Annotated in this window: 18 protein-coding genes; all 18 read left to right on the top strand. The window is 67.1% G+C overall.

Features of this window, described 5'->3' with window-relative positions:
- The first annotated feature begins 312 nt into the window (after window positions 1-312).
- The 18 genes from E0H73_RS26125 to rpsG all read left to right on the top strand — a co-directional run bounded on the left by E0H73_RS26125 (window position 313) and on the right by rpsG (window position 22477).
- Window positions 313-1260, top strand: coding sequence for an ABC transporter ATP-binding protein (locus E0H73_RS26125; protein ID WP_131361287.1), 948 nt, complete (start codon window positions 313-315; stop codon window positions 1258-1260).
- On the top strand, window positions 1257-2030 hold the full coding sequence (locus E0H73_RS26120; protein ID WP_131361050.1) for an MlaE family ABC transporter permease: 774 nt from the start codon (window positions 1257-1259) through the stop codon (window positions 2028-2030). Before E0H73_RS26125 ends, E0H73_RS26120 begins: the two co-directional genes overlap by 4 nt.
- Before the next feature lie 3 nt (window positions 2031-2033).
- Window positions 2034-2864, top strand: coding sequence for an MlaE family ABC transporter permease (locus E0H73_RS26115; RefSeq protein WP_131361049.1), 831 nt, complete (start codon window positions 2034-2036; stop codon window positions 2862-2864).
- A 4-nt stretch (window positions 2865-2868) separates the two neighbouring features.
- Complete coding sequence (locus E0H73_RS26110) at window positions 2869-4185, top strand: MCE family protein (protein WP_131361047.1); 1317 nt, start codon at window positions 2869-2871, stop codon at window positions 4183-4185.
- Window positions 4182-5216: an MCE family protein gene (locus tag E0H73_RS26105; protein WP_131361045.1), complete on the top strand. Its 1035-nt coding sequence runs from the start codon at window positions 4182-4184 to the stop codon at window positions 5214-5216. The genes E0H73_RS26110 and E0H73_RS26105 overlap by 4 nt, the downstream gene beginning before the upstream one ends.
- Window positions 5213-6226 (top strand): MCE family protein, encoded by a 1014-nt coding sequence (locus E0H73_RS26100; RefSeq protein WP_131361043.1) that lies wholly within the window; start codon window positions 5213-5215, stop codon window positions 6224-6226. The genes E0H73_RS26105 and E0H73_RS26100 overlap by 4 nt, the downstream gene beginning before the upstream one ends.
- Window positions 6226-7410, top strand: a complete 1185-nt coding sequence (locus E0H73_RS26095; protein ID WP_131361041.1) for an MCE family protein — start codon at window positions 6226-6228, stop codon at window positions 7408-7410. The genes E0H73_RS26100 and E0H73_RS26095 overlap by 1 nt, the downstream gene beginning before the upstream one ends.
- The gene (locus tag E0H73_RS26090; RefSeq protein WP_131361039.1) at window positions 7407-8630 is read left to right on the top strand and encodes an MCE family protein; all 1224 of its coding nucleotides are present in this window, start codon (window positions 7407-7409) and stop codon (window positions 8628-8630) included. Before E0H73_RS26095 ends, E0H73_RS26090 begins: the two co-directional genes overlap by 4 nt.
- Entirely contained in the window at window positions 8627-9916 is a 1290-nt protein-coding gene (locus E0H73_RS26085) for an MCE family protein (protein WP_131361037.1), read from the top strand. The genes E0H73_RS26090 and E0H73_RS26085 overlap by 4 nt, the downstream gene beginning before the upstream one ends.
- Entirely contained in the window at window positions 9913-10413 is a 501-nt protein-coding gene (locus E0H73_RS26080) for a hypothetical protein (protein WP_131361035.1), read from the top strand. Before E0H73_RS26085 ends, E0H73_RS26080 begins: the two co-directional genes overlap by 4 nt.
- Entirely contained in the window at window positions 10413-11144 is a 732-nt protein-coding gene (locus E0H73_RS26075; protein ID WP_131361033.1) for a hypothetical protein, read from the top strand. Before E0H73_RS26080 ends, E0H73_RS26075 begins: the two co-directional genes overlap by 1 nt.
- A gap of 264 nt (window positions 11145-11408) precedes the next feature.
- A complete protein-coding gene (gene rpoB / locus E0H73_RS26070; protein ID WP_131361031.1) occupies window positions 11409-14891 on the top strand; it encodes a DNA-directed RNA polymerase subunit beta in 3483 nt (1160 codons plus the stop codon).
- A 68-nt stretch (window positions 14892-14959) separates the two neighbouring features.
- Window positions 14960-18820, top strand: coding sequence for a DNA-directed RNA polymerase subunit beta' (locus E0H73_RS26065; RefSeq protein WP_131361029.1), 3861 nt, complete (start codon window positions 14960-14962; stop codon window positions 18818-18820).
- Between the two features lie 76 nt (window positions 18821-18896).
- Window positions 18897-19307: a DUF1801 domain-containing protein gene (locus E0H73_RS26060; protein ID WP_131361028.1), complete on the top strand. Its 411-nt coding sequence runs from the start codon at window positions 18897-18899 to the stop codon at window positions 19305-19307.
- Window positions 19308-19338: 31 nt separating this feature from the next.
- On the top strand, window positions 19339-20601 hold the full coding sequence (locus tag E0H73_RS26055) for a nuclear transport factor 2 family protein (RefSeq protein ID WP_131361027.1): 1263 nt from the start codon (window positions 19339-19341) through the stop codon (window positions 20599-20601).
- On the top strand, window positions 20594-21355 hold the full coding sequence (locus tag E0H73_RS26050) for a maleylpyruvate isomerase N-terminal domain-containing protein (protein ID WP_131361026.1): 762 nt from the start codon (window positions 20594-20596) through the stop codon (window positions 21353-21355). The genes E0H73_RS26055 and E0H73_RS26050 overlap by 8 nt, the downstream gene beginning before the upstream one ends.
- A gap of 277 nt (window positions 21356-21632) precedes the next feature.
- On the top strand, window positions 21633-22007 hold the full coding sequence (gene rpsL, locus E0H73_RS26045) for a 30S ribosomal protein S12 (RefSeq protein WP_012923692.1): 375 nt from the start codon (window positions 21633-21635) through the stop codon (window positions 22005-22007).
- Window positions 22007-22477 (top strand): 30S ribosomal protein S7, encoded by a 471-nt coding sequence (rpsG, locus tag E0H73_RS26040; RefSeq protein ID WP_131361025.1) that lies wholly within the window; start codon window positions 22007-22009, stop codon window positions 22475-22477. The genes rpsL and rpsG overlap by 1 nt, the downstream gene beginning before the upstream one ends.
- Window positions 22478-22483: the final 6 nt, after the last annotated feature.

Genomic DNA, 22483 nt, shown 5'->3' with positions numbered 1-22483 from the left:
TCTCGGCCGATCCGTCGCTGTGTGTGTCGAATCCTTTGCGCTGAGATACCAGCTCGGTGAGTGGTCTGGGGTGGGTGCGGCAAAGCCGGACCTGGGCAGCCGCTAGGATCACCCGGAGCCGCGTGCCGATCAGCACACCGTGACCGGCGTGACCGGAGCGTGATCGGATGGTCACCGTCGTTTGACACGCGGGGGTTACGCAAAACCGTACTCGTGCGTAACCTAGGCCACTGCCCCGTCGTTGGACCGGCAGAATGTCGTCGGTCCGGGGCCAGCAGACATCCCGTGAGGCAGACCGATCAGGAGGGCCAGGTGGGCGTAGAAGTCCGCGTCGAAGGTCTCACCAAGTCCTTCGGAAACCAGCTGATCTGGGGCGACGTGTCCCTGACGCTGCCCGCCGGCGAGATCTGCGTCATGCTCGGCCCGTCCGGCACCGGCAAGTCCGTCTTCCTCAAGACGCTGATCGGTCTGCTCAAGCCGGACAAGGGCCACATCTACATCGAGGGCACCGACATCGCGACCTGCAGCGAGCGCGAGCTGTACGAGATCCGCCGCCTGTTCGGCGTGCTGTTCCAGGACGGCGCGATGTTCGGCTCGATGAACCTGTACGACAACGTCGCGTTCCCGCTCCGCGAGCACACCAAGAAATCCGAGTCCGAGATCCGCTCCATCGTGATGGAGAAGATGGAGATGGTCGGCCTCGTCGGCGCGGAGAAGAAGCTGCCCGGCGAGATCTCCGGCGGAATGCGCAAGCGAGCCGGCCTGGCCCGCGCCCTGGTGCTGGACCCCGAGATCCTCCTGGTCGACGAGCCGGACTCCGGTCTGGACCCGGTCCGTACGTCGTTCCTGAACCAGGTGATGATCGACCTCAACGAGGCCTTCGGCGCGACGTTCCTGATCGTCACCCACGACGTCAACACCGCGCGGACCGTGCCGGACAACATCGGCATGCTGTATCACCGGCATCTGGCCATGTTCGGACCGCGCGAGATGCTGCTGTCCAGCGAGGAGCCGGTGATCCGGCAGTTCCTGAACGCGCAGATGATCGGCCCGATCGGCATGTCCGAGGAGAAGGACGCCGACGAGTTGGCCGCCGAGGCCGGCCAGGAGCTCCCCCCGCTGCCGCCGATCCCGATCCAGCAGTTCCCGAGCAGCGGCATGCTGCGGGCGACGCAGCGCCCGCCAGGTGAGTGGTGCCGGGAGAACGGCATCACCCCACCGCCCGGATCCTTCGCCGACACGAGGGTGGGGGCTACGTGACTGTTTCCGCGACCGCCCCGCTGAAACACGCCGGCTCGCTGTTCTCCTTCGCCCTCGACACTGCCCGCGCCTCGGTGCGCCGGCCGTTCCAGTTGAGGGAGTTCCTGCAGCAGGCGTGGTTCGTCGCCAGCGTGACGATCATCCCGACCGCCCTGGTCGCGATCCCGTTCGGTGCGGTGATCGCGCTGCAGGTCGGTGGGCTGATCAAGCAGTTCGGCGCGCAGGCCTTCACCGGGTCGGCCGCCGTACTGGCCGTGGTCCGGGAGGCGTCGCCGATCGCGACCGCGCTGCTGATCGCCGGCGCCGGTGGCTCGGCCATCTGTGCGGACCTGGGCTCGCGGAAGATCCGCGAGGAGCTGGACGCCATGATGGTGCTCGGCATCGACCCGATCCAGCGGCTCGTGGTGCCGCGGGTGCTGGCGACGATGCTGGTCGCGTTCTTCCTGAACGGTTTCGTCAGCGTGGTCGGCGTGATGGGCGGCTACGTCTTCAACGTCGTCCTGCAGGACGGCACGCCCGGTAGTTATATAGCCTCGTTCACCGCGCTGGCCCACCTGCCCGACCTGTGGCAGGGGCAGGCGAAGGCCCTGGTGTTCGGCTTCATCGCCGCGGTGGTGGCGTCGTACAAGGGAGTCAACGCGGGCGGCGGGCCGAAGGGTGTCGGCGACGCGGTGAACCAGTCCGTCGTGATCACGTTCATGCTGCTGTTCGTCGCGAACTTCTCGATGACGGCGATCTACTTCCAGCTCGTTCCGCCGAAGGGGGCCTGAAGAATGTCAGCCCTCGTCGACACCCTGGTGAAGAAGCCGCTGCACTCGCTCGACCGGCTGGGCGAGCAGCTCTCCTTCTACATCAAGGCGCTGGCCTGGTCCGGCAAGTCGATCACCCGGTACCGCAAGGAGATCTTCCGGCTGCTGGCCGAGGTGACGCTGGGCACCGGCGCCCTCGCGGTGATCGGCGGCACCGTCGGCGTGATCACGTTCCTCGCCTTCTTCACCGGCACCGAGGTCGGCCTGCAGGGCTACTCCGCCCTGAACCAGATCGGTACGTCGGCCTTTGCCGGGTTCGTCAGCGCGTACATCAACACCCGTGAGATCGGCCCGTTGATCGCCGGGATCGCGCTGGCCGCGACCGTCGGCTGTGGCTTCACCGCCCAGCTGGGCGCGATGCGGATCAGCGAGGAGATCGACGCCCTCGAGGTGATGGCGATCCCGTCGCTGCCGTTCCTGGTCACCACCCGGATCATTGCCGGCCTGGTGGCGGTCATCCCGCTGTACGTCGTCGGCCTGCTCGCGTCGTACTTCGCCACCCGGCTCACCGTGACCACGTTCTACGGGCAGAGTACGGGCACGTACGACCACTATTTCCATCTCTTCCTGCCACCCGGCGACGTGCTGTGGTCGTTCGGGAAGGTGCTGGTGTTCTCCGTCCTGGTGATCCTGGTGCACTGCTACCACGGCTACCACGCGACCGGCGGTCCGGCCGGTGTGGGCGTCGCGGTCGGTCGTGCGGTCCGGACCTCCATCGTCGTCATCAACGTCGTCGACCTGCTGCTCTCGATGGCGATCTGGGGTACGACGACCACCGTCAGGCTGGCGGGGTGACGGCATGACGCGACGAGTCCTGGGGGTCGCCTTCATCGGCGTGCTCTGCTTCCTGCTCTGGCTGACGTACGCCTTCTACGCGAAGGTCTTCACCAAGACCGTCGACGTCGAGCTGAAGACCAGCCACATCGGCCTGCAGCTGAACGAGCACGCCGACGTGAAGCTGCGCGGCATCATCGTCGGCGAGGTCCGCAGCGTCTCCACCGACGGCGACGAGGCGACCGTGAACCTCTCGCTCAAGCCGGACCAGATCGGTGAGATCTCCAGCGCGGTCAGCGCCCGGATCCTGCCGAAGACGCTGTTCGGCGAGAAGTATGTCGCCCTGGTGCCACCGGAGGGCTCGGAGGGCCGCCACATCCGCGCCGGCGACGTGATCTCGCGCGACAAGACCGCGGTCGGCATCGAGATCGAGAAGGTGCTGAACGACGCGTTGCCGCTGCTGCAGGCGGTCGACCCGGCGGACCTGAACGCCACACTGAACACGCTGGCCACCGCGCTCGAGGGTCGCGGCGCCGAGCTCGGCGGCACACTGACCCAGCTGGACGGCTACCTGAAGAAGCTGAACCCGAGTGTCCCGAAGCTGATGGACGCGCTGACCAAGCTCACCCAGGTCTCCGAGCTGTACGGCGACGCCACGCCGGACCTGGTCCGGGCGCTGCGCAACTTGACCATCACCGGCAACACGGTGGTGGAGAAGCAGGCGCAGTTGCAGAAGTTCTTCGTCGACGTGCAGGGCCTGTCCTCGACCACGAACACGTTCCTGAAGCAGAACGAGGACAAGGTGATCCGGCTCGGCGAGGTGAGCCGGCCGGTGCTCGACCTGCTGGAGCGGTACTCGCCCGAGGTGCCGTGCTTCCTCAAGGTGATGACCGAGACCGCCCCGATCCTGAACGACACGTTCCGCGACGGCCGGCTGCACATCAACCTCGAGCTGATCACCAACCAGCCGACGCCGTACGCGCCGAACGAGCTACCGGCGTACAAGGACCACCGTGGGCCGACCTGTGTCGGCAAGAACTACAGTCATCCCGGTGCGAAGCCAGGCCCGTACACCCAGCAGAACCCCGCGCCGTACATCACCGGTGACGACGGCGTGATCGGCGACCACAACAAGAACCAGCGCTTCCCGCTCAACCTGCAGCTGAACCGGGCGGTGCCGGGCTTCGACCTGGACACCGGCGGCGTCGGTACGCCGGCCGAGCAGCAGGTGATCAACTCGGTCGTCGGCCCCGCGATGGGCGTCCCGGCCACCGACGTACCCGATCTGACCACCCTCATGGTCGGCCCCCTGCTCCGGGGAGGCCAGGTGAATCTCAAGTGAAAATCCTGGACAAGAAGACCTCGATCGACACCGTGCGGCTGGCGATCTTCGTGGTCGTGACGACGGTGGCGACGGCGCTGCTCGCGGTGACGATCGGGAACATCACGTTCAACGCGACCACGAAGTACCGCGCCGTCTTCACCGACGCGGTCGGGCTGAACAAGGGTGACGACATCCGGATCGCCGGCGTGAAGGTCGGGCAGGTCGACAAGATCGCGCTGTACCAGGACACCCTCGCGATGGTGACCTTCAGCGTCGACTCCGACCAGATCCTCGACGCCTCCACGCACGCGACGCTCCGCTACCGGAACCTGGTCGGCAACCGCTACATCGCGCTCACCGACGGAGTCGGCGGTGGCGACCGGATGGAGAAGAACGGCGTCATCCCGAAGGAGCGGACCGCTCCGGCGCTGGACCTGTCCGTGCTGTTCAACGGGTTCAAGCCGCTGTTCACCGCGCTCACGCCGGCGGACGTGAACCAGTTCGCCTTCGAGGTGATCAAGGTGCTGCAGGGCGAGGGCGGCACGATCGAGTCGCTGCTGGCCAAGACGGCATCGCTGACGACCACGCTGGCCGACGCGGACCAGGTGATCGGCGATCTGATCACCAACCTGACCTCGACGCTGCAGATCGTTTCCCAGCGGCAGCAGAACTTCTCCCAGTTGCTGGTGAACCTGCAGCAGTTCATCACCGGGCTGAGTCAGGACATCAACCCGATCCTGAACTCGCTCGGCTCGATCAACTCGCTGAACACCAAGACGGCCGGCCTGCTGCAGCAGACCCGGGTGCCGATCAAGGCGGACCTGGACAAGATCCGCGCGGTCGCCACCACCTTGGACGACACCCAGGCGATCTGGGTCAAGACGCTGCAGAACATGCCGGGGAAGCTGAACACGATGACCCGGACCGCGTCGTACGGCTCCTGGTTCAACTTCTACCTGTGCAACTTCGACGGCAACGTCACCCTCCCGATCGGCACCCGCATTCCGGTTGCCTACGACAACAACTCGGCGAGGTGCACGAAGCCGTGAAGCCGTTCCGTGAGCAGAACCAGGTGACCGTCGGGGTGATCGGCCTGACCGTGATCGGGCTGATCATGCTGGCCGCCTTCAAGGCGCAGGACCTGCCGCTGATCGGTGGCGGGACGAAGTACTCCGCGCAGTTCTCGGAGGCCGGTGGCCTGAAGCCGAACGACGAGATCCGGGTGGCCGGCGTTCGCGTCGGTCAGGTGCGCAAGGTCGAGCTCGAGGGCACGCACGTGCGGGTCGACTTCGTGGTGGACAAGGGCGTGAAGCTCGGTGACCAAACCGGCGCCGAGATGAAGATCAAGACCCTGCTCGGCCAGAAGTACCTGAAGCTGAACCCGGCCGGTAAGGGCGAACTGAAGGCGGGTTCCGAGATCCCGCTGGACCGCACGGTCTCGGCGTACGACGTGGTGGACGCGTTCACGGATCTCGCGAACACGACCGAGCGGATCGACACCACGCAGCTGGCCAAGGCCCTGGACACGCTGTCGGCGACGTTCAAGAACACGCCGGACGAGGTGCAGGCGTCGCTGACCGGTTTGTCCCGGCTGTCCCAGAACGTCGCCAAGCGGGACGAGCAGCTGAAGCTGCTGCTGCAGCACTCGAACGTGGTCACCAAGGTCCTTGCCGACCGCAACCAGCAGCTGATCAAGCTGCTGAAGGACGGCAACTCCGTCTTCCAGGCCGTGCAGGCCCGGCGGGCGCTGATCCACCAGTTGCTGGTCTCGACGCAGAAGCTGTCCGCGCAGATCACCGCGCTGGTCCGGGAGAACCGCAAGGACCTGACGCCGACACTGCAGAAGGTCAACGCCGTACTGGCCACGCTGCTGAAGAACCAGAACGACCTGGACGCGAGCATCCGCGGGCTGGCGCCGTTCGTCAAGCTGTTCACGAACACCCTGGGCACCGGCCCGTGGTTCGACACCTACGTGCAGAACCTGGTCCCGGTGCCGGAGATCCCGGCGCCTCCGGTTCCGGTTCCCGGCCTGCCACCGATCCTGGGAGGTGGCGGCTGATGAAGCTCGCGTCACTGTCCCGCCTGGTCGCGATGGCGGTCGTCCTGGTGATCGTCGCGGTCACCGTGATTTCGCTGTGGCCGAAGGCCGACCGGGTCTCCGCGACGGCGTACTTCCCGCGAGCGGTGTCGGTGTACCCCGGCTCCGACGTACGGATCCTCGGGATCAAGGTCGGCGAGGTGGAGAGCGTCACCCCGGCCGGGCGGTCGGTCCGGGTGAAGTTCTGGTGGGAGGCCAAGCACAAGGTGCCGGCCAACGCCAAGGCGGTCATCGCCGCGCCGTCGATCGTGGCCGACCGGTACGTGCAGCTCACCCCGGTGTACTCCAAGGGCGACGTGATGGCCGACGGTGCCGAGATCCCGATGGACCGGACCGCCGTACCGCTGGAGCTCGACCAGATCTACCAGAGCCTGAACGACCTGTCGGTCGCCCTCGGGCCGAAGGGCGCGAACGACCAGGGCGCGCTGTCGCGACTCCTGGACGTTTCCGCGGCGAACCTGAACGGCCAGGGCGCCAAGCTGAACCAGACCATCACCGACGTGTCCAAGCTGACCGGGACGCTGGCGAACAACTCCCAGAGTCTGTTCTCGACGATCCGGCAGTTGCAGACGTTCGTGTCCGCGCTGGCCGCGAACGACCAGTTGGTGAAGCAGTTCAACACCAACTTCGCGGCCACCTCGACGACCCTGGCCGGCGAGCGGAAGGACCTGGCCTCGTCGCTGTCGCTGCTGGCGACCGCACTCGGCGAGGTCGCGACGTTCGTGAAGGACAACCGGACGCTGGTGAAGACCACGGTCTCCGGCGCGACCGACCTGTCGCAGATCCTGGTCAAGGAGAAGGCCGCGCTGGCCGAGGTCCTCGACACGGCTCCGCTCGGCCTGGGCAACCTGGCCCGGATCTACAACCCGCAGTTCGGCACGCTGGACCAGCGGATCAACCTGGCCCAGCTGGACGACCCGGCGACATTCATCTGCTCGCTGCTGCTGCAGGCCAACCAGCCGCTCTCGACCTGCTCGGCGCTGAAGCCTGTTTTCGACGCGCTGCCGAAGCTGCCGCTGCTGAGCCAGATCACGGGCGCTCCGCCGAGCGGCGGCCCGGCCGGTACGCCGTGGGCGCCGGCGCCGGCCCCGAAGCTGTCGAGCCCGGACCCGGTCGACCCGACCCTCGGGGGGCTGGTCCGATGAGACGCCGTACGAAGATCGTCGCGGGAGTGCTCGGTCTGGCCATGGTGCTGACCGGGTGTGACTTCAGCGTGTACTCGCTGCCGCTGCCCGGTGGCGCGAAGATCAAGGGACCGTCGTACACCGTCACGGTCGAGTTCGCCGACGTCCTGGACCTGGTGCCGAAGTCGTCGGTGAAGGTGGACGACGTCACCGTCGGCACGGTCGAGGAGGTTTGGCTGGACGGGTACGTCGCGAAGGTCCGGGTCAAGCTGCCGAAGAGCCTCGACCTGCCGGACAACGCCCGGGCGACGATCCGGCAGACCAGCCTGCTCGGCGAGAAGTTCGTCTCGCTCGCGCCGCCGACCGGGTCGGAGAAGCCGCGCGGGAAGCTGGAGAACGGCGAGCTCATCCCGCTGTCGCGGACCACCAGCAACGTCGAGGTCGAGGAAGTCCTGTCGGCGTTGTCGCTGCTGCTGAACGGCGGAGGCGTCGCGCAACTGCAGATCATCACCCAGGAGCTGAACAAGGCGCTGACCGGCAACGAGCCGGCCATCCGCAGCGTGCTGACTCAGCTGGACACCTTCGTCGGGACCCTGGATCAGAACAAGCAGCGGATCATCACCGCGATCACCGCGGTCGACGCTCTGGCCAAGAAGCTGAACGCCCAGAAGGCCACGTTGGCCACGGCGATCGACTCGCTGCCGAAGTCGATCGCAACTCTGGACAAGCAGCGGGCCGCGCTGGTCAAGACGCTGCAGGCCCTGGCGACGCTGGGGAACACGGCGACCCGGGTGATCACCGCCTCGCAGAAGGACCTGGTCGCGAACCTGCAGTCGCTGTACCCGATCCTGACCAAGCTGGCCCAGGCGGGGGAGGACCTGCCGAAGTCGCTCGAGCTGCTGTTCACGTATCCGTTCCCGGACGGCGCGGCCAAGGCGGTCGGCGGTGACTTCACCAACCTCGGGATCACGCTGGACGTGAACACCCAGAAGGCGCTGAAGGGCCTGCTCGGCCTGAACCTGCCGTCGACCGGAGTCACCTTGCCGACCGCCGGACTGAGCATCCCGCTGCACAACCCGAGCAACCCGCAGGGCAACGGCCTGCCGGCGCTGCCGGTCCCGACCGGAACGGCGACGAGCTGCATCACGCTGCTCGGCCTGCCGGTCTGTACGCCGAAGCTCAACCGGCCCGGGCTCGATCCCGACCTGGCCCGGGCGCTGATGCCGGGGGTGGCGAAGTGATCACCAGAGCGGTCCGGATCCAGCTGATGGTGTTCCTGCTGATCACCGTCGTCGGTGTCGCCTTCGTGGGTGCGAAGTACGCCCAGGTGGACAAGCTGTTCTTCGACGAGGACTACACGGTCAGCGCCAGCTTCGCCGAGTCCGGCGGCATCTTCACCGGCGCCGAGGTGACCTACCGCGGCCAGCCGGTCGGCCGGGTCGGCGAACTCAAGCTGCTGTCCGACGGCGTCGAGGTGAACCTCGACATCGAGAACAAGGCCAAGATCCCCAGCGACCTGCTCGCGGTGGTCGCGAACCGGTCCGCGATCGGTGAGCAGTACGTCGATCTGCAGCCGCGGCGCGACGGCGGTCCGTACCTGCGCGACAACTCCAAGATCGCCCGCGCGGACACGGCGATCCCGATCGACACCACCGAACTGCTGCTGAACCTGGACCAGCTGGTCAACTCGGTCGACAAGAAGAGCCTGCAGACCACGGTCCGCGAGCTCGGCGCGGCGCTGAAGGGCCGCGGCACCGACCTGCAGCGGATCATCGACAGCTCCGGCACGCTGATCGACGACGCGGACGCGAACATCCTGCAGACGATCAAGCTGATCAACGACGGTGACACCGTGCTGGCCACCCAGGTCGCCAGCGGCGACGCGATCAAGACCTGGGCGAAGAACCTGGCGCTCCTGTCCGACACCCTGGTCAGCTCGGACGCGGACCTGCGCCAGGTGATCGACCAGGGCTCGCTCGCGTCGCAGCAGATCACCGGGCTGATCCAGGACAACCGGGCGGACATCGCGGTGCTGCTCGGTAACCTGCTGACGGTGAGCGAGATGACCGCGGTCCGGCTGGACGCCGTCGAGCAACTGCTGGTGGTGTACCCGGCGGTCTCGATGGGCGGGTACGTCGTACCCGCGAAGAACGCCGACGGGCACTACGACGCGCACTTCGGACTGGTGCTCGGCTTCGACCCACCCGCCTGCCGGGCCGGCTACGGCAGCACCGACAAGCGGGTCCCGCAGGATCTGACCAATACCCCGGCCAATACCAAGGCGGGGTGCACCGCGAAGCCGTCCACGGACGTGAATGTCCGCGGTTCGCAGAACAAGCCGAGCCCGTCGACCCGCGGGGACAGGAACCGGACCGGCTACGGCATCGGCTACGACCCGACGACCGGCGCGGCCGGCGGCTCCGGAGGGATGCCGGAGATCGTCCTGGGCTCGACCGGCGGCCAGGAAGAGCTGCTCGGCAGCGACTCCTGGAAAGCTCTCATCCTTGGACCGGTGACCGGCAAGTGACTTCTGGTAAGTCCCGGCGGGGACCTCTGATTCTGGCGTGGGCGCTGAGCGTGCTGCTCGTGGTGGCGCTGGCGGGTACGACGCTGTCGGTGATCGCCCTGCAGAAGCAGCGGTCCGACGACTCGCAGCGCGACGGCGCGATGAAGGCCGCGCGGCAGTTGGCGCTCGACTTCACGACGTACGACTACAAGACCTGGGACGCCGACGCGAAGCGGGTGCTGGACGACTCCACGGGTCAGTTCAAACAGGAGTTCCAGGCCGGCACCGACTCGGTGAAGGCCGAGGTGCTGACCAACAAGGCGACCTCCAAGGGTGACGTGAAGGAGGCCGCGGTGGTCTCGAACGACAAGGACTCGGCCCAGGTGCTGGTGATCGTGAACGCGGTCGTCACCAACACCGCCTCCACCCAGGGCGTCGAACGCCGCTACCGGATCAAGCTGGACATGGTCCGCGACAGCGACCACTGGCTGACCGCCGACCTCCAGGTGGTGGGCTGATGCCGGACCGTTCCCGCAACCGCCCCCGGATCGCGGGCCAGCGCCGCACGGCGTCCGGACCCGGGATCACGGACACCGCGCCAGAGGTCGAGCTCGACGAGACACCGGACGAACTGGCAACGGACGAACTGACAACGAACGACACGCCGACCACGCCGGAGGGTGTGACCCCAGACACATCGGAGGTCTCCGAGGTCACTCCGAGGGAGTTCCAGGACGCCGTCGTGGTCACGGACGGTGACAGCAAACGGGGTCTGGGTGTGGTGCTGTCCGTGGTGCTCGCGGTGGTCGTCGTCCTGGTGCTGACCGTCGGGGCGGTGCTCGGGATCAAGGCGTGGCAGGGCAAGCAGGCCGAGGACGCCCGGGATCAGGCCGCCGCAGCCGGGCGGAAGGCGGCAGAGACCGCGCTCAGCTACGACTACCGCACCCTGGACAAGAGCTTCGCCGCGGCCCGGTCGACGATGACCCCGGACTTCGCCGCCAAGTTCGACGAGACGGCGAAGGTGGCCGGCGAACTGGCCACCAAGACCAAGGCGACGGTCAAGGCCGACGTCCGCGAGGTCGGGGTCCGGGACGGGAACGCCGACCGGGTCACACTGATCATCTTCGTGAACCAGACCACCACCAGCACGATCACGAAGGGTAGTCCCCGGGTCGACCTCAACCGGACGAGGTTCACGATGGTCCGAAAGGACGGCCGATGGCTGGTCCAGGAGATCGCCGGACTGTAGTCTCTTTGTGACTCCGCACCAGGAGGGCGCCGGAGGTCTCGCGGGTGATCTACTCGCTGGAGACACCGGGTCGGTCCTTGACGGAAAGGGTGGTCCGACGGCATAGTGTTGGACCCCATTGGACAGGCTTGCCTGGATCATGTAACCTTGTGCTTTGCGCTGCCTTCAACCTTCACCCTGGTTCGGGTCTCGACTTGACTAGGGCGGTTCGGCGTGCGCTCCCAGCACCGAAGTGATTTCTGCGAGCCCGTGGAAGGACGCCCCTTGGTCGCCTCGCGCAACCCCCAGTCCGACAGCATTTCCGACGTTTCCGGCTCCCGCCGCATCTCTTTTGCAAAGATCTCCGAGCCTCTCGAGGTTCCGGATCTGCTTGCGCTGCAGGTGGACAGTTTCGACTGGTTGGTCGGCAACGAAACGTGGCAGGCCCGTGTGGCCGCCGCCGAGGCCGAGGGACGGACCGAACTGTCCGGCCCCTCCGGCCTGGAAGAGATTTTCGAGGAGATCTCCCCGATCGAGGACTTCAGCGGCACCATGTCGCTGTCGTTCCGCGACCACCGCTTCGAGCCTCCGAAGAACACGGTGGACGAGTGCAAGGAGCGAGACGTCACGTACTCGGCTCCGCTGTTCGTCACCGCCGAGTTCATGAACAACGAGACCGGCGAGATCAAGAGCCAGACCGTCTTCATGGGTGACTTCCCGCTGATGACGCGCAAGGGCACCTTCGTGATCAACGGCACCGAGCGGGTCGTCGTGTCCCAGCTCGTCCGCTCGCCCGGTGTGTACTTCGAGCGCACTCCGGACAAGACGTCGGACAAGGACATCTTCACCGCCAAGATCATCCCGTCGCGCGGCGCGTGGCTGGAGTTCGAGGTCGACAAGCGCGACATGGTCGGTGTCCGGCTGGACCGCAAGCGCAAGCAGAACGTCACCGTGCTGCTGAAGGCGCTCGGCTGGACCGACGCGCAGATCCTGGAGGAGTTCGGCGACTACGAGTCGATCCGGCTCACCCTGGAGAAGGACCACACCTCCGGGCAGGACGACGCGTTGCTGGACATCTACCGCAAGCTGCGGCCGGGTGAGCCGCCGACGCGGGAGGCCGCCCAGGCGCTGCTGGACAACTACTACTTCAACGGCAAGCGCTACGACCTGGCCAAGGTCGGTCGCTACAAGATCAACAAGAAGCTCGGCCGGGACGAGACGCACGACACCGCGGTGCTGACGATCAACGACATCGTCGCCACGATCAAGTACCTGGTGGCGCTGCACGAGGGCAAGACCGAGCTGCCCGCCCCGACCGGCGAGATCGTGGTCGAGGAAGACGACATCGACCACTTCGGCAACCGCCGTCTGCGCACGGTCGGCGAGCTGATCCAGAACCAGCTGCGCACCGGCCTGGCCCGGATGGAGCGCGTGGTCCGGGAGCGGATGACGACCCAGGACGTCGAGGCGATCACGCCGCAGACCCTGATCAACATCCGTCCGGTGGTGGCGGCGCTGAAGGAGTTCTTCGGCACCTCTCAGCTGTCGCAGTTCATGGACCAGACCAACCCGATCGCGGGCCTGACCCACAAGCGCCGTCTGAACGCTCTCGGCCCGGGTGGTCTGAGCCGCGAGCGGGCCGGCTTCGAGGTTCGCGACGTACACCCGTCCCACTACGGCCGGATGTGCCCGATCGAGACGCCGGAAGGCCCGAACATCGGTCTGATCGGCTCGCTCGCGTCGTACGGCCGGGTGAACCCGTTCGGCTTCGTCGAGACGCCGTACCGCAAGGTCGTGTCCGGCCAGGTCACCGACCAGGTGGACTACCTGACCGCGGACGAGGAGGACCGGTTCGTCATCGCACAGGCCAACGCCGCGCTGACCGACGACGACCGGCTCGCCGAGGACCGCGTGCTGGTTCGCCGTCGGCACGGTGAGGTCGAGCTCGCCCTGGTCGAGGACGTGGACTACATGGACGTCTCGCCGCGCCAGATGGTGTCGGTGGCGACCGCGATGATCCCGTTCCTCGAGCACGACGACGCCAACCGCGCGCTGATGGGCTCCAACATGCAGCGCCAGGCGGTGCCGCTGATCACGGCCGACGCTCCGCTGGTCGGTACCGGTATGGAGTACCGCGGTGCGGTCGACGCCGGTGACGTGGTCGTCGCCGACAAGGCCGGTGTGGTCAAGGAGGTCTCGGCCGACCTGATCGAGATCGCCGCCGACGACGGCACGTACCAGACCTACCGGCTGGCGAAGTTCCGCCGGTCGAACCAGGGCACCTGCATCAACCAGCGCCCGCTGGTCGACGCGGGGCAGCGTGTCGAGGTGAACTCCCCGCTCGCCGACGGTCCGTGCACCGACGAGGGCGAGATGGCGCTCGGCCGGAACATGCTGGTCGCGTTCATGCCGTGGGAGGGTCACAACTACGAGGACGCGATCATCCTGTCCCAGCGCGTCGTGCAGCAGGACCTGCTGACCTCGATCCACATCGAGGAGCACGAGGTCGACGCTCGCGACACCAAGCTGGGCCCGGAGGAGATCACCCGGGACATCCCGAACGTCTCCGACGAGATGCTGGCCGACCTGGACGAGCGGGGCATCATCCGGATCGGCGCCGAGGTCACCACCGGTGACATCCTGGTCGGCAAGGTCACCCCCAAGGGCGAGACCGAGCTGACCCCGGAGGAGCGGCTGCTGCGCGCGATCTTCGGTGAGAAGGCCCGTGAGGTCCGCGACACCTCGCTGAAGGTGCCGCACGGCGAGGAGGGCACCGTCATCGGTGTCCGCGTCTTCGACCGTGACAACGGCGACGAGCTGCCGCCGGGCGTCAACCAGCTGGTCCGGGTGTACGTCGCCCAGAAGCGGAAGATCTCGGTCGGCGACAAGCTGGCCGGCCGTCACGGCAACAAGGGCGTCATCTCCAAGATCCTGCCGGTCGAGGACATGCCGTTCCTCGAGGACGGCACCCAGGTCGACATCATCCTGAACCCGCTGGGCGTGCCCGGCCGGATGAACGTCGGTCAGGTGCTCGAGACCCACCTCGGCTGGATCGCCAGCCGCGGCTGGGAGATCGACCCGGAGAATCAGGAGGAGTGGGCGCAGCGGCTGATCAAGATCGGCGCCGGCTCGGCTGCTCCGATGACGAACGTCGCCACCCCGGTGTTCGACGGCGCCAAGGAGGAGGAGGTCACCGGCCTGCTCAGCTCCACGCTGCCGAACCGCGACGGTGTTCGGATGGTCGACGGATCGGGCAAGGCCCGGCTGTTCGACGGCCGTTCGGGTGAGCCGTTCCCGGAGCCGGTCGGTGTCGGCTACATGTACATGCTGAAGCTGCACCACCTGGTCGACGACAAGATCCACGCGCGCTCGACCGGTCCGTACTCGATGATCACCCAGCAGCCGCTGGGCGGTAAGGCGCAGTTCGGTGGTCAGCGGTTCGGCGAGATGGAGGTGTGGGCCCTGGAGGCCTACGGTGCCGCCTTCGCGCTGCAGGAACTGCTGACGATCAAGTCCGACGACGTCGTCGGGCGGGTCAAGGTGTACGAGGCGATCGTCAAGGGCGAGAACATCCCGGAGCCGGGTATCCCGGAGTCCTTCAAGGTTCTGGTCAAGGAAATGCAGTCCCTGTGTCTGAACGTGGAAGTGCTCTCGTCCGACGGAAGCCGGGTCGAGATGCGCGACAGCGAGGAGGACGTCTTCCGTGCAGCGGAGGAACTGGGCATCGACCTGTCCCGGCGCGAGCCGAACAGCGTCGAGGAGGTCTGAGCGGGTTGCCGCTTGAGATCAACACACAACTCACTCAGACCATCTTTACTATCGGGAGATAACACATCGTGCTCGACGTGAACTTCTTCGACGAGCTTCGGATCGGCCTGGCCACCGCGGATGAGATCCGTCAGTGGTCGCACGGCGAGGTCAAGAAGCCCGAGACGATCAACTACCGGACGCTCAAGCCCGAGCGTGACGGCCTTTTCTGCGAGAAGATCTTCGGTCCCACCCGGGACTGGGAGTGCTACTGCGGTAAGTACAAGCGCGTTCGCTTCAAGGGCATCATCTGCGAGCGGTGTGGCGTCGAGGTCACCCGTTCCAAGGTGCGCCGTGAGCGGATGGGCCACATCGAGCTGGCCGCGCCGGTCACCCACATCTGGTACTTCAAGGGTGTCCCGTCGCGACTCGGCTACCTGCTCGACCTCGCCCCGAAGGACCTGGAGAAGGTCATCTACTTCGCGGCGTACATGATCACCGACGTCGACGACGAGGCGCGGCACCGCGACCTGTCGTCGTTGGAGGGCCGGACGGACGTCGAGCGCAAGCAGCTCGAGAACCGGCGCGACAACGACATCGAGACGCGGATGAAGAAGCTCGAGGAGGACCTGGCGCAGCTCGAGGCCGAGGGCGCCAAGGCCGACGTACGCCGCAAGGTCAAGGAAGGCGCCGAGCGTGAGGTCAAGCAGCTGCGCGACCGTGCGCAGCGCGAGATCGACCGCCTCGACGAGGTCTGGACCCGGTTCAAGAACCTGAAGGTCCAGGACCTCGAGGGCGACGAGATCCTCTACCGCGCCATGAAGGAGCGGTTCGGCAAGTACTTCGAGGGCGCCATGGGTGCCGCCGCGATCCAGCGCCGGCTGGAGACCTTCGACCTGAAGGCCGAGGCGGACAACCTGCGCGAGACGATCAAGACCGGCAAGGGGCAGCGCAAGACCCGCGCCCTGAAGCGGCTCAAGGTCGTGACCGCGTTCCTGGCCACCAACAACAGCCCGATGGGCATGGTGCTCGACTGCGTGCCGGTGATCCCGCCGGACCTGCGGCCGATGGTTCAGCTCGACGGTGGCCGGTTCGCCACCTCGGACCTGAACGACCTGTACCGCCGGGTGATCAACCGGAACAACCGGCTCAAGCGACTGCTCGACCTGGGCGCGCCGGAGATCATCGTCAACAACGAGAAGCGGATGCTGCAGGAGGCCGTCGACGCACTGTTCGACAACGGCCGTCGTGGCCGTCCGGTCACCGGCCCGGGCAACCGGCCGCTGAAGTCGCTGTCCGACATGCTCAAGGGCAAGCAGGGCCGCTTCCGTCAGAACCTGCTCGGCAAGCGGGTCGACTACTCCGGCCGTTCGGTCATCGTCGTCGGTCCGCAGCTGAAGCTGCACCAGTGCGGTCTGCCGAAGGCGATGGCGCTGGAGCTGTTCAAGCCGTTCGTGATGAAGCGGCTGGTCGACCTCAACCACGCGCAGAACATCAAGTCCGCCAAGCGGATGGTCGAGCGCCAGCGCGCCCAGGTCTGGGACGTGCTGGAAGAGGTCATCACCGAGCACCCGGTGCTGCTCAACCGTGCACCAACCCTGCACCGGCTGGGCATCCAGGCGTTCGAGCCGCAGCTGATCGAGGGCAAGGCGATCCAGATCCACCCGCTCGTCTGCTCCGCGTTCAACGCGGACTTCGACGGTGACCAGATGGCGGTGCACCTACCGCTGTCGGCCGAGGCGCAGGCCGAGGCCCGGATCCTGATGCTGTCGACCAACAACATCCTGAAGCCGGCCGACGGCCGTCCGGTCACGATGCCGACGCAGGACATGATCATCGGCATCTACTTCCTGACCATGCTGAAGGAAGGCGTCAAGGGCGAGGGCCGGGCGTTCAGCTCGGTGGCCGAGGCGCTGATGGCGTTCGACCGCAACGAGCTGTCGCTGCAGGCCAAGATCACGCTGCGTCTGGACGAGTCCGGCGTACCGGCCGGTGCGAACGAGCTCGCGGACGGCGGGTTCTCCCTGGAGACCACGCTGGGCCGGGCGCTGTTCAACGAGGCGCTGCCGACGGACTACCCGTTCGTCGACGTCGAGGTCGGCAAGAAGCAGCTGGGCGGGATCGTCAACGACCTGGCCGAGCGGTACTCCAAGGTCGAGGTCGCCAACGCCCTCGACGCGCTGAAGGACCTCGGTTTCCGCTGGGCCACCCGGTCCGGTGTGACCGTGTCGATCGACGACTTCAGCACGCCGCCGTCCAAGCCGGAGATCATGGCCCGGTACGAGTCGCAGGCCGAGAAGGTCCAGAAGCAGTTCGAGCGGGGTCTGATCACCTCGTCCGAGCGGCGTCAGGAGCTGATCGAGATCTGGACCGGCGCCAACGCCGAGGTCGGCAAGGCGATGGAGGAGAACTTCGAGAAGGCCAACCCGATCTGGATGATGGTCCACTCGGGTGCCCGAGGCAACATGATGCAGATCCGGCAGATCGCCGGTATGCGTGGGCTGGTGGCCAACCCGAAGGGTGAGATCATCGCCCGGCCGATCAAGTCCAACTTCCGTGAGGGCCTGTCGGTGGTCGAGTACTTCATCGCTACCCACGGTGCGCGGAAGGGTCTGGCCGACACCGCGCTGCGGACCGCCGACTCGGGGTACCTGACCCGTCGTCTGGTGGACGTCTCGCAGGACGTGATCATCCGCGAGGAGGACTGCGGCACCGAGCGGGGCCTGCCGAAGAAGATCGGCGAGCCCGGTCCGGACGGCAAAGTCGTGCACGCGGAGAACGTCGAGACCAGCGCGTACGCACGGACGCTGGCCACCGACGTGTCCGACGCCAGCGGCAAGGTCGTGCTGGCGGCCGGCAGCGATCTGGGCGACGTCTCGATCGCGAAGCTGGTCGAGGCCGGGATCGAGGAGGTCAAGGTCCGCTCCGTGCTGACCTGTGACGCCAAGACCGGTACCTGCGCGAAGTGCTACGGGCGTTCGCTGGCGACCGGCAAGCCGGTCGACATCGGCGAGGCGGTCGGCATCATCGCGGCCCAGTCCATCGGTGAGCCGGGGACGCAGCTGACGATGCGGACCTTCCACACCGGTGGCGTCGCGGGTGATGACATCACCCACGGTCTGCCGCGTGTGGTCGAGCTGTTCGAGGCCCGCCAGCCCAAGGGCAAGGCGCCGATCTCCGAGGCGGCCGGCCGGATCTCGATCGAGGACACCGACAAGACCCGGAAGCTGGTGCTCACCCCGGACGACGGTTCCGAGGAGGTCGCCTACCCGGTGTCGAAGCGTGGCCGCCTGCTGATCGAAGAGGGTCAGCACGTCGAGGTCGGTCAGCAGCTGACGCAGGGTACGCCGGACCCGCAGGAGGTTCTGCGGATCCTGGGTGTCCGCAAGGCGCAGGAGCACCTGGTGGACGAGGTCCAGGAGGTGTACCGGTCGCAGGGTGTGGCCATCCACGACAAGCACATCGAGATCATCGTCCGGCAGATGCTGCGCCGGGTCACGGTGATCGAGTCGGGCGACGCCCAGCTGCTGCCGGGCGAGCTCGCGGACCGGATCATGTTCGAGGCGGAGAACCGCCGCGTCGTGGCCGAGGGCGGTACGCCGGCCTCGGGTCGTCCGGTGCTGATGGGTATCACCAAGGCCTCGCTGGCCACCGAGTCGTGGCTGTCGGCCGCCTCCTTCCAGGAGACGACCCGCGTCCTCACCGAGGCCGCGATCCACGGCAAGTCCGACTCGCTGGTCGGTCTGAAGGAGAACGTCATCATCGGCAAGCTGATCCCGGCCGGTACGGGTATGGACCGGTACCGAAACATCCGGGTGGAGCCCACCGAGGAGGCGAAGGCCGCGATGTACTCGATGGTCGGCTACGAGTCGTACGACTACGACTTCGGCCCGTCCACCGGTCAGTCGGTCCCGCTCGACGACTTCGACCTCGGTTCCTACCAGAACTGAGCCGAGTCACCATCCGCCGAGGGCGGCACTCCCACCAGGGGGTGCCGCCCTCGCGGCATTCCGGGCACGATGAGCCATGGCCGAGAACAAGACCCGGAAGACGGACGCGTCCGTCGACGACTACCTGGCCGGCATCGCCGGAGTCCGAGGCGATGACGCCCGCGAGCTCAACGCACTGATCACCAAGGCAACCGGTCAGGAGCCGGCCATGTGGGGGCCGTCGATCGTCGGTTTCGGTGACCGCCACCTGGTCTACGAGAGCGGTCGCGAGCTGGACTGGTTCGATGTCGGATTCGCGGCCCGGAAACAAGCCCTGACGCTTTATCTGACCACCGGTTTCGACGGGTACGACGAATTGCTGGCCCGCCTCGGACCGCATACGACCAGCGCCGGATGCCTGTACGTCAAACGCTTGGCAGACGTGGATTCCGGCGTTCTGGCCGAGTTGGTACGCCGGTCTGCACAAGACACTCGGGGGCGGGGCTGAAAGTGTCCGGGTGATAGGCCAAGATTGGTCCATGACGGATCTCCCGGCCTATCTGCGGCCTTTCGTCCTGGGGGTATTGGACGGGCCCGACGTGCGGGTGGACAGGCTCGGCGAGATCGACATCTACCGTCCGGCCGGGACTGCCCGGACGGGCGCGATGCTGTTCGTGCACGGGGGACCGGGACCAGCCGAGCTCGTGGCCACACCACGGGACTGGCCGGTCTACAAGGGCTATGCGACCGCTGTCGCCAGGCGAGGCCTGGTGGCCGCAGTCGTCGACCACAGCCTGATTCGCGGCTTCGACCAGTTGGTCACCGCCGCGGACGAGGTGGAGGCTGCGATCGGCGTACTGCGTTCTGATCCACGGGTCGACCCCGATCGGGTCGGGCTGTGGTTCTTCTCGGGTGCGGGCCTGCTGGCCGGGGAGTGGCTGGACAGCCGCCCCGACTGGCTGCGCTGCATCGCCCTGACCTACCCCCTGCTCGCCACCCCGCCCGGTGTCGACGACCTGGTCACCGCCGCCGAAGTGATCGGGAAACACAAGGATCTGCCGGTGCTGCTCACCCGAGCCGGACGCGAGCGTGAGGAACTCGCCGGTCCGGTCGCGGAGTTCGTCTCCGCAGGTGGCAGCGCGCTGGACATCATCGACGTACCGAAAGGGCACCACGGGTTCGACATGCTCGACCACACCGAAGAATCACGCGCCGCCGTCACCAAGGCCCTGGACTGGGCGATCGCCCACCTGGGCGAGGACCCGGACGGCGTGACCACGGCATCCACCTCACCGACGACCACCACCAAGACCAGGGCCAAGAGCGCCCCGGCATCCCGAAAGACCGCCGCGCGCACGCCGGCCGCGGCCGAACCGCTGATGGACGTCCCGACCCCGGCTGCGCCCGCCAGTCAGCCGGCGCCGACCGCTCCGGTTCCGACGCTCGATCCGCTTCCGACCACTCCCGCCGTTCCGGTGGACACTCCGGCTGCCCGGGTGGTGGGGCGCGAGCACGCGGCGTACGCGGCACACGATCTGGAGGCGTTCCTGGCGATGTACTCGCCAACCGCCCGGATCCACCTGGCCGACGGCGCCGAGCTGAAGGGCCGCCGGTTCCTGCGTGAGTACTACGGGTCGCGCTTCGCGGCCGGCCGGTGCAAGACCGAGGTCGTGCAGAAGCTGATGCTGGGCGAGTGGGTGGTCGAGCACGTGCTGGCCTACGACACCGGCGCAGGGGTCCCGATGCTCGCGCTGTACCGCGTCTCCGAGGGACTGATCACCGACGTCGAGTTCCGTGCCTGACGGACCGATCGACTACCTGGCCGAGTTCGAGCGGACGGCCGCGGAGCTCGCGGCCGTCCTCGACCAGGCCGACCCGGCGTCCGAGGTGCCCGCCTGCCCGGGCTGGACGCTGGCCGACCTGGCCCTGCACATCGGTTCCGGCCAGCGCTGGGCGGCGTCCATCCTGCTCAGCGGCACGTCCCAGCGGGTCCCGGAGGTCCTGCGTACGACGATCTCCTGGAGTGACTGGTATGCCGGTACGACCGCGGCGCTGGCGGCCGCGATCCGGGCCGTCGATCCGGACGAGTCGTGCTGGAACTTCGCGCCGGTCGCGCAGTACGCGGGGTTCTGGTCCCGGCGGCGCATGCATGAGACAGTCATCCATCTCGTGGACGCGGTTCAGGCCGGCGCGGCCCCGGATCGGCGGGCCGCCAGTGGTCTGGCCGTCGTACCTCCGACCCTGGCGGCCGATGGAGTGGACGAAGTGTTCGGTGTCTTCCTGCCGCGGATGCTGGCCCGGCGGGTCGCGCCGGCGGTCACCCGGCGGATCGGCGTACGGGCGACTGACACCGGCGACGAATGGACGCTGACGCCTGTGTCAGAAGGGGATCCGCCTCGGGTGGAGCGAGGCGCGGCGGCCGGCGAGGCGGTCCTCTCGGGCACCGCCGCGGAGCTCGATCTGTGCCTCTGGAAGCGGTTGCCGGGGAGCGTCCTGACGGTCGAGGGGGACCGGGCGGTGGCATCCGCTTTCCTGGCCGGCCGGGCCACTCCGTAGACCCTGTAAACTGGAGGAGCGGACCAGCCTCAGGCCCGTGCGGTTAGTCATTTTGACCGTGCTTGAGGCAGCCGCTAGTCTTAACGATCGTGCCCGGGTCATCCTGGGCCGTCATGCGTGCCCCTGGTCGAACGGGTTGCGCGCGTGGCACGGGACTCCTGCCGACAGTCTGGAAGATTACGGCTTCGGTACGCCCGTGCGCACGCGACACACCCGACCGCGGGGGTCAGCAAAAGCAGAGCAGAAGAAAGCCGGACGACAGAAAGAGACCTACGCGGTGCCCACCATTCAGCAGCTGGTCCGCAAGGGCCGCCAGGACAAGGTGTCCAAGAACAAGACGCCCGCCCTGAAGGGTTCCCCTCAGCGTCGCGGTGTGTGCACGCGCGTCTACACGACCACGCCGAAGAAGCCGAACTCGGCCCTTCGCAAGGTCGCGCGTGTCCGCCTGACCAGCGGCATCGAGGTCACCGCGTACATCCCCGGCGTCGGCCACAACCTGCAGGAGCACTCGATCGTGCTCGTGCGTGGCGGTCGTGTGAAGGACCTGCCGGGTGTCCGGTACAAGATCATCCGCGGTTCGCTCGACACCCAGGGTGTGAAGAACCGCAAGCAGGCGCGCAGCCGTTACGGCGCGAAGAAGGAGAAGAGCTAATGCCGCGCAAGGGCCCCGCCCCGAAGCGTCCGGTCATCATCGACCCGGTCTACAGTTCGCCGCTCGTCACCCAGTTGATCTCCAAGATCCTGGTCGACGGCAAGAAGCAGATCGCGCAGAGCATCGTCTACACCGCTCTCGAGGGCACCCGGACCAAGACCGGCACCGACCCGGTGATCACGCTGAAGCGTGCGCTGGACAACGTGAAGCCGAGCATCGAGGTCAAGAGCCGCCGCGTCGGTGGTGCCACCTACCAGGTGCCGATCGAGGTCAAGCCGGGCCGGTCCACCACGCTGGCGCTGCGCTGGCTGACGACGTACTCCCGGGCTCGTCGCGAGAAGACCATGTCCGAGCGCCTGATGAACGAGATCCTGGACGCCTCCAACGGCCTGGGAGCCTCGGTCAAGCGCCGCGAGGACACGCACAAGATGGCCGAAGCCAACAAGGCTTTCGCCCACTACCGCTGGTGATCCGGG

Origin of the sequence: Kribbella pittospori (genome assembly GCF_004331465.1) — a bacterium.
GTDB lineage: Bacteria > Actinomycetota > Actinomycetes > Propionibacteriales > Kribbellaceae > Kribbella > Kribbella pittospori.
The sequence above is the reverse complement of the archived record's forward strand: the minus strand, read 5'-3'. Positions and strand labels throughout refer to the sequence as shown.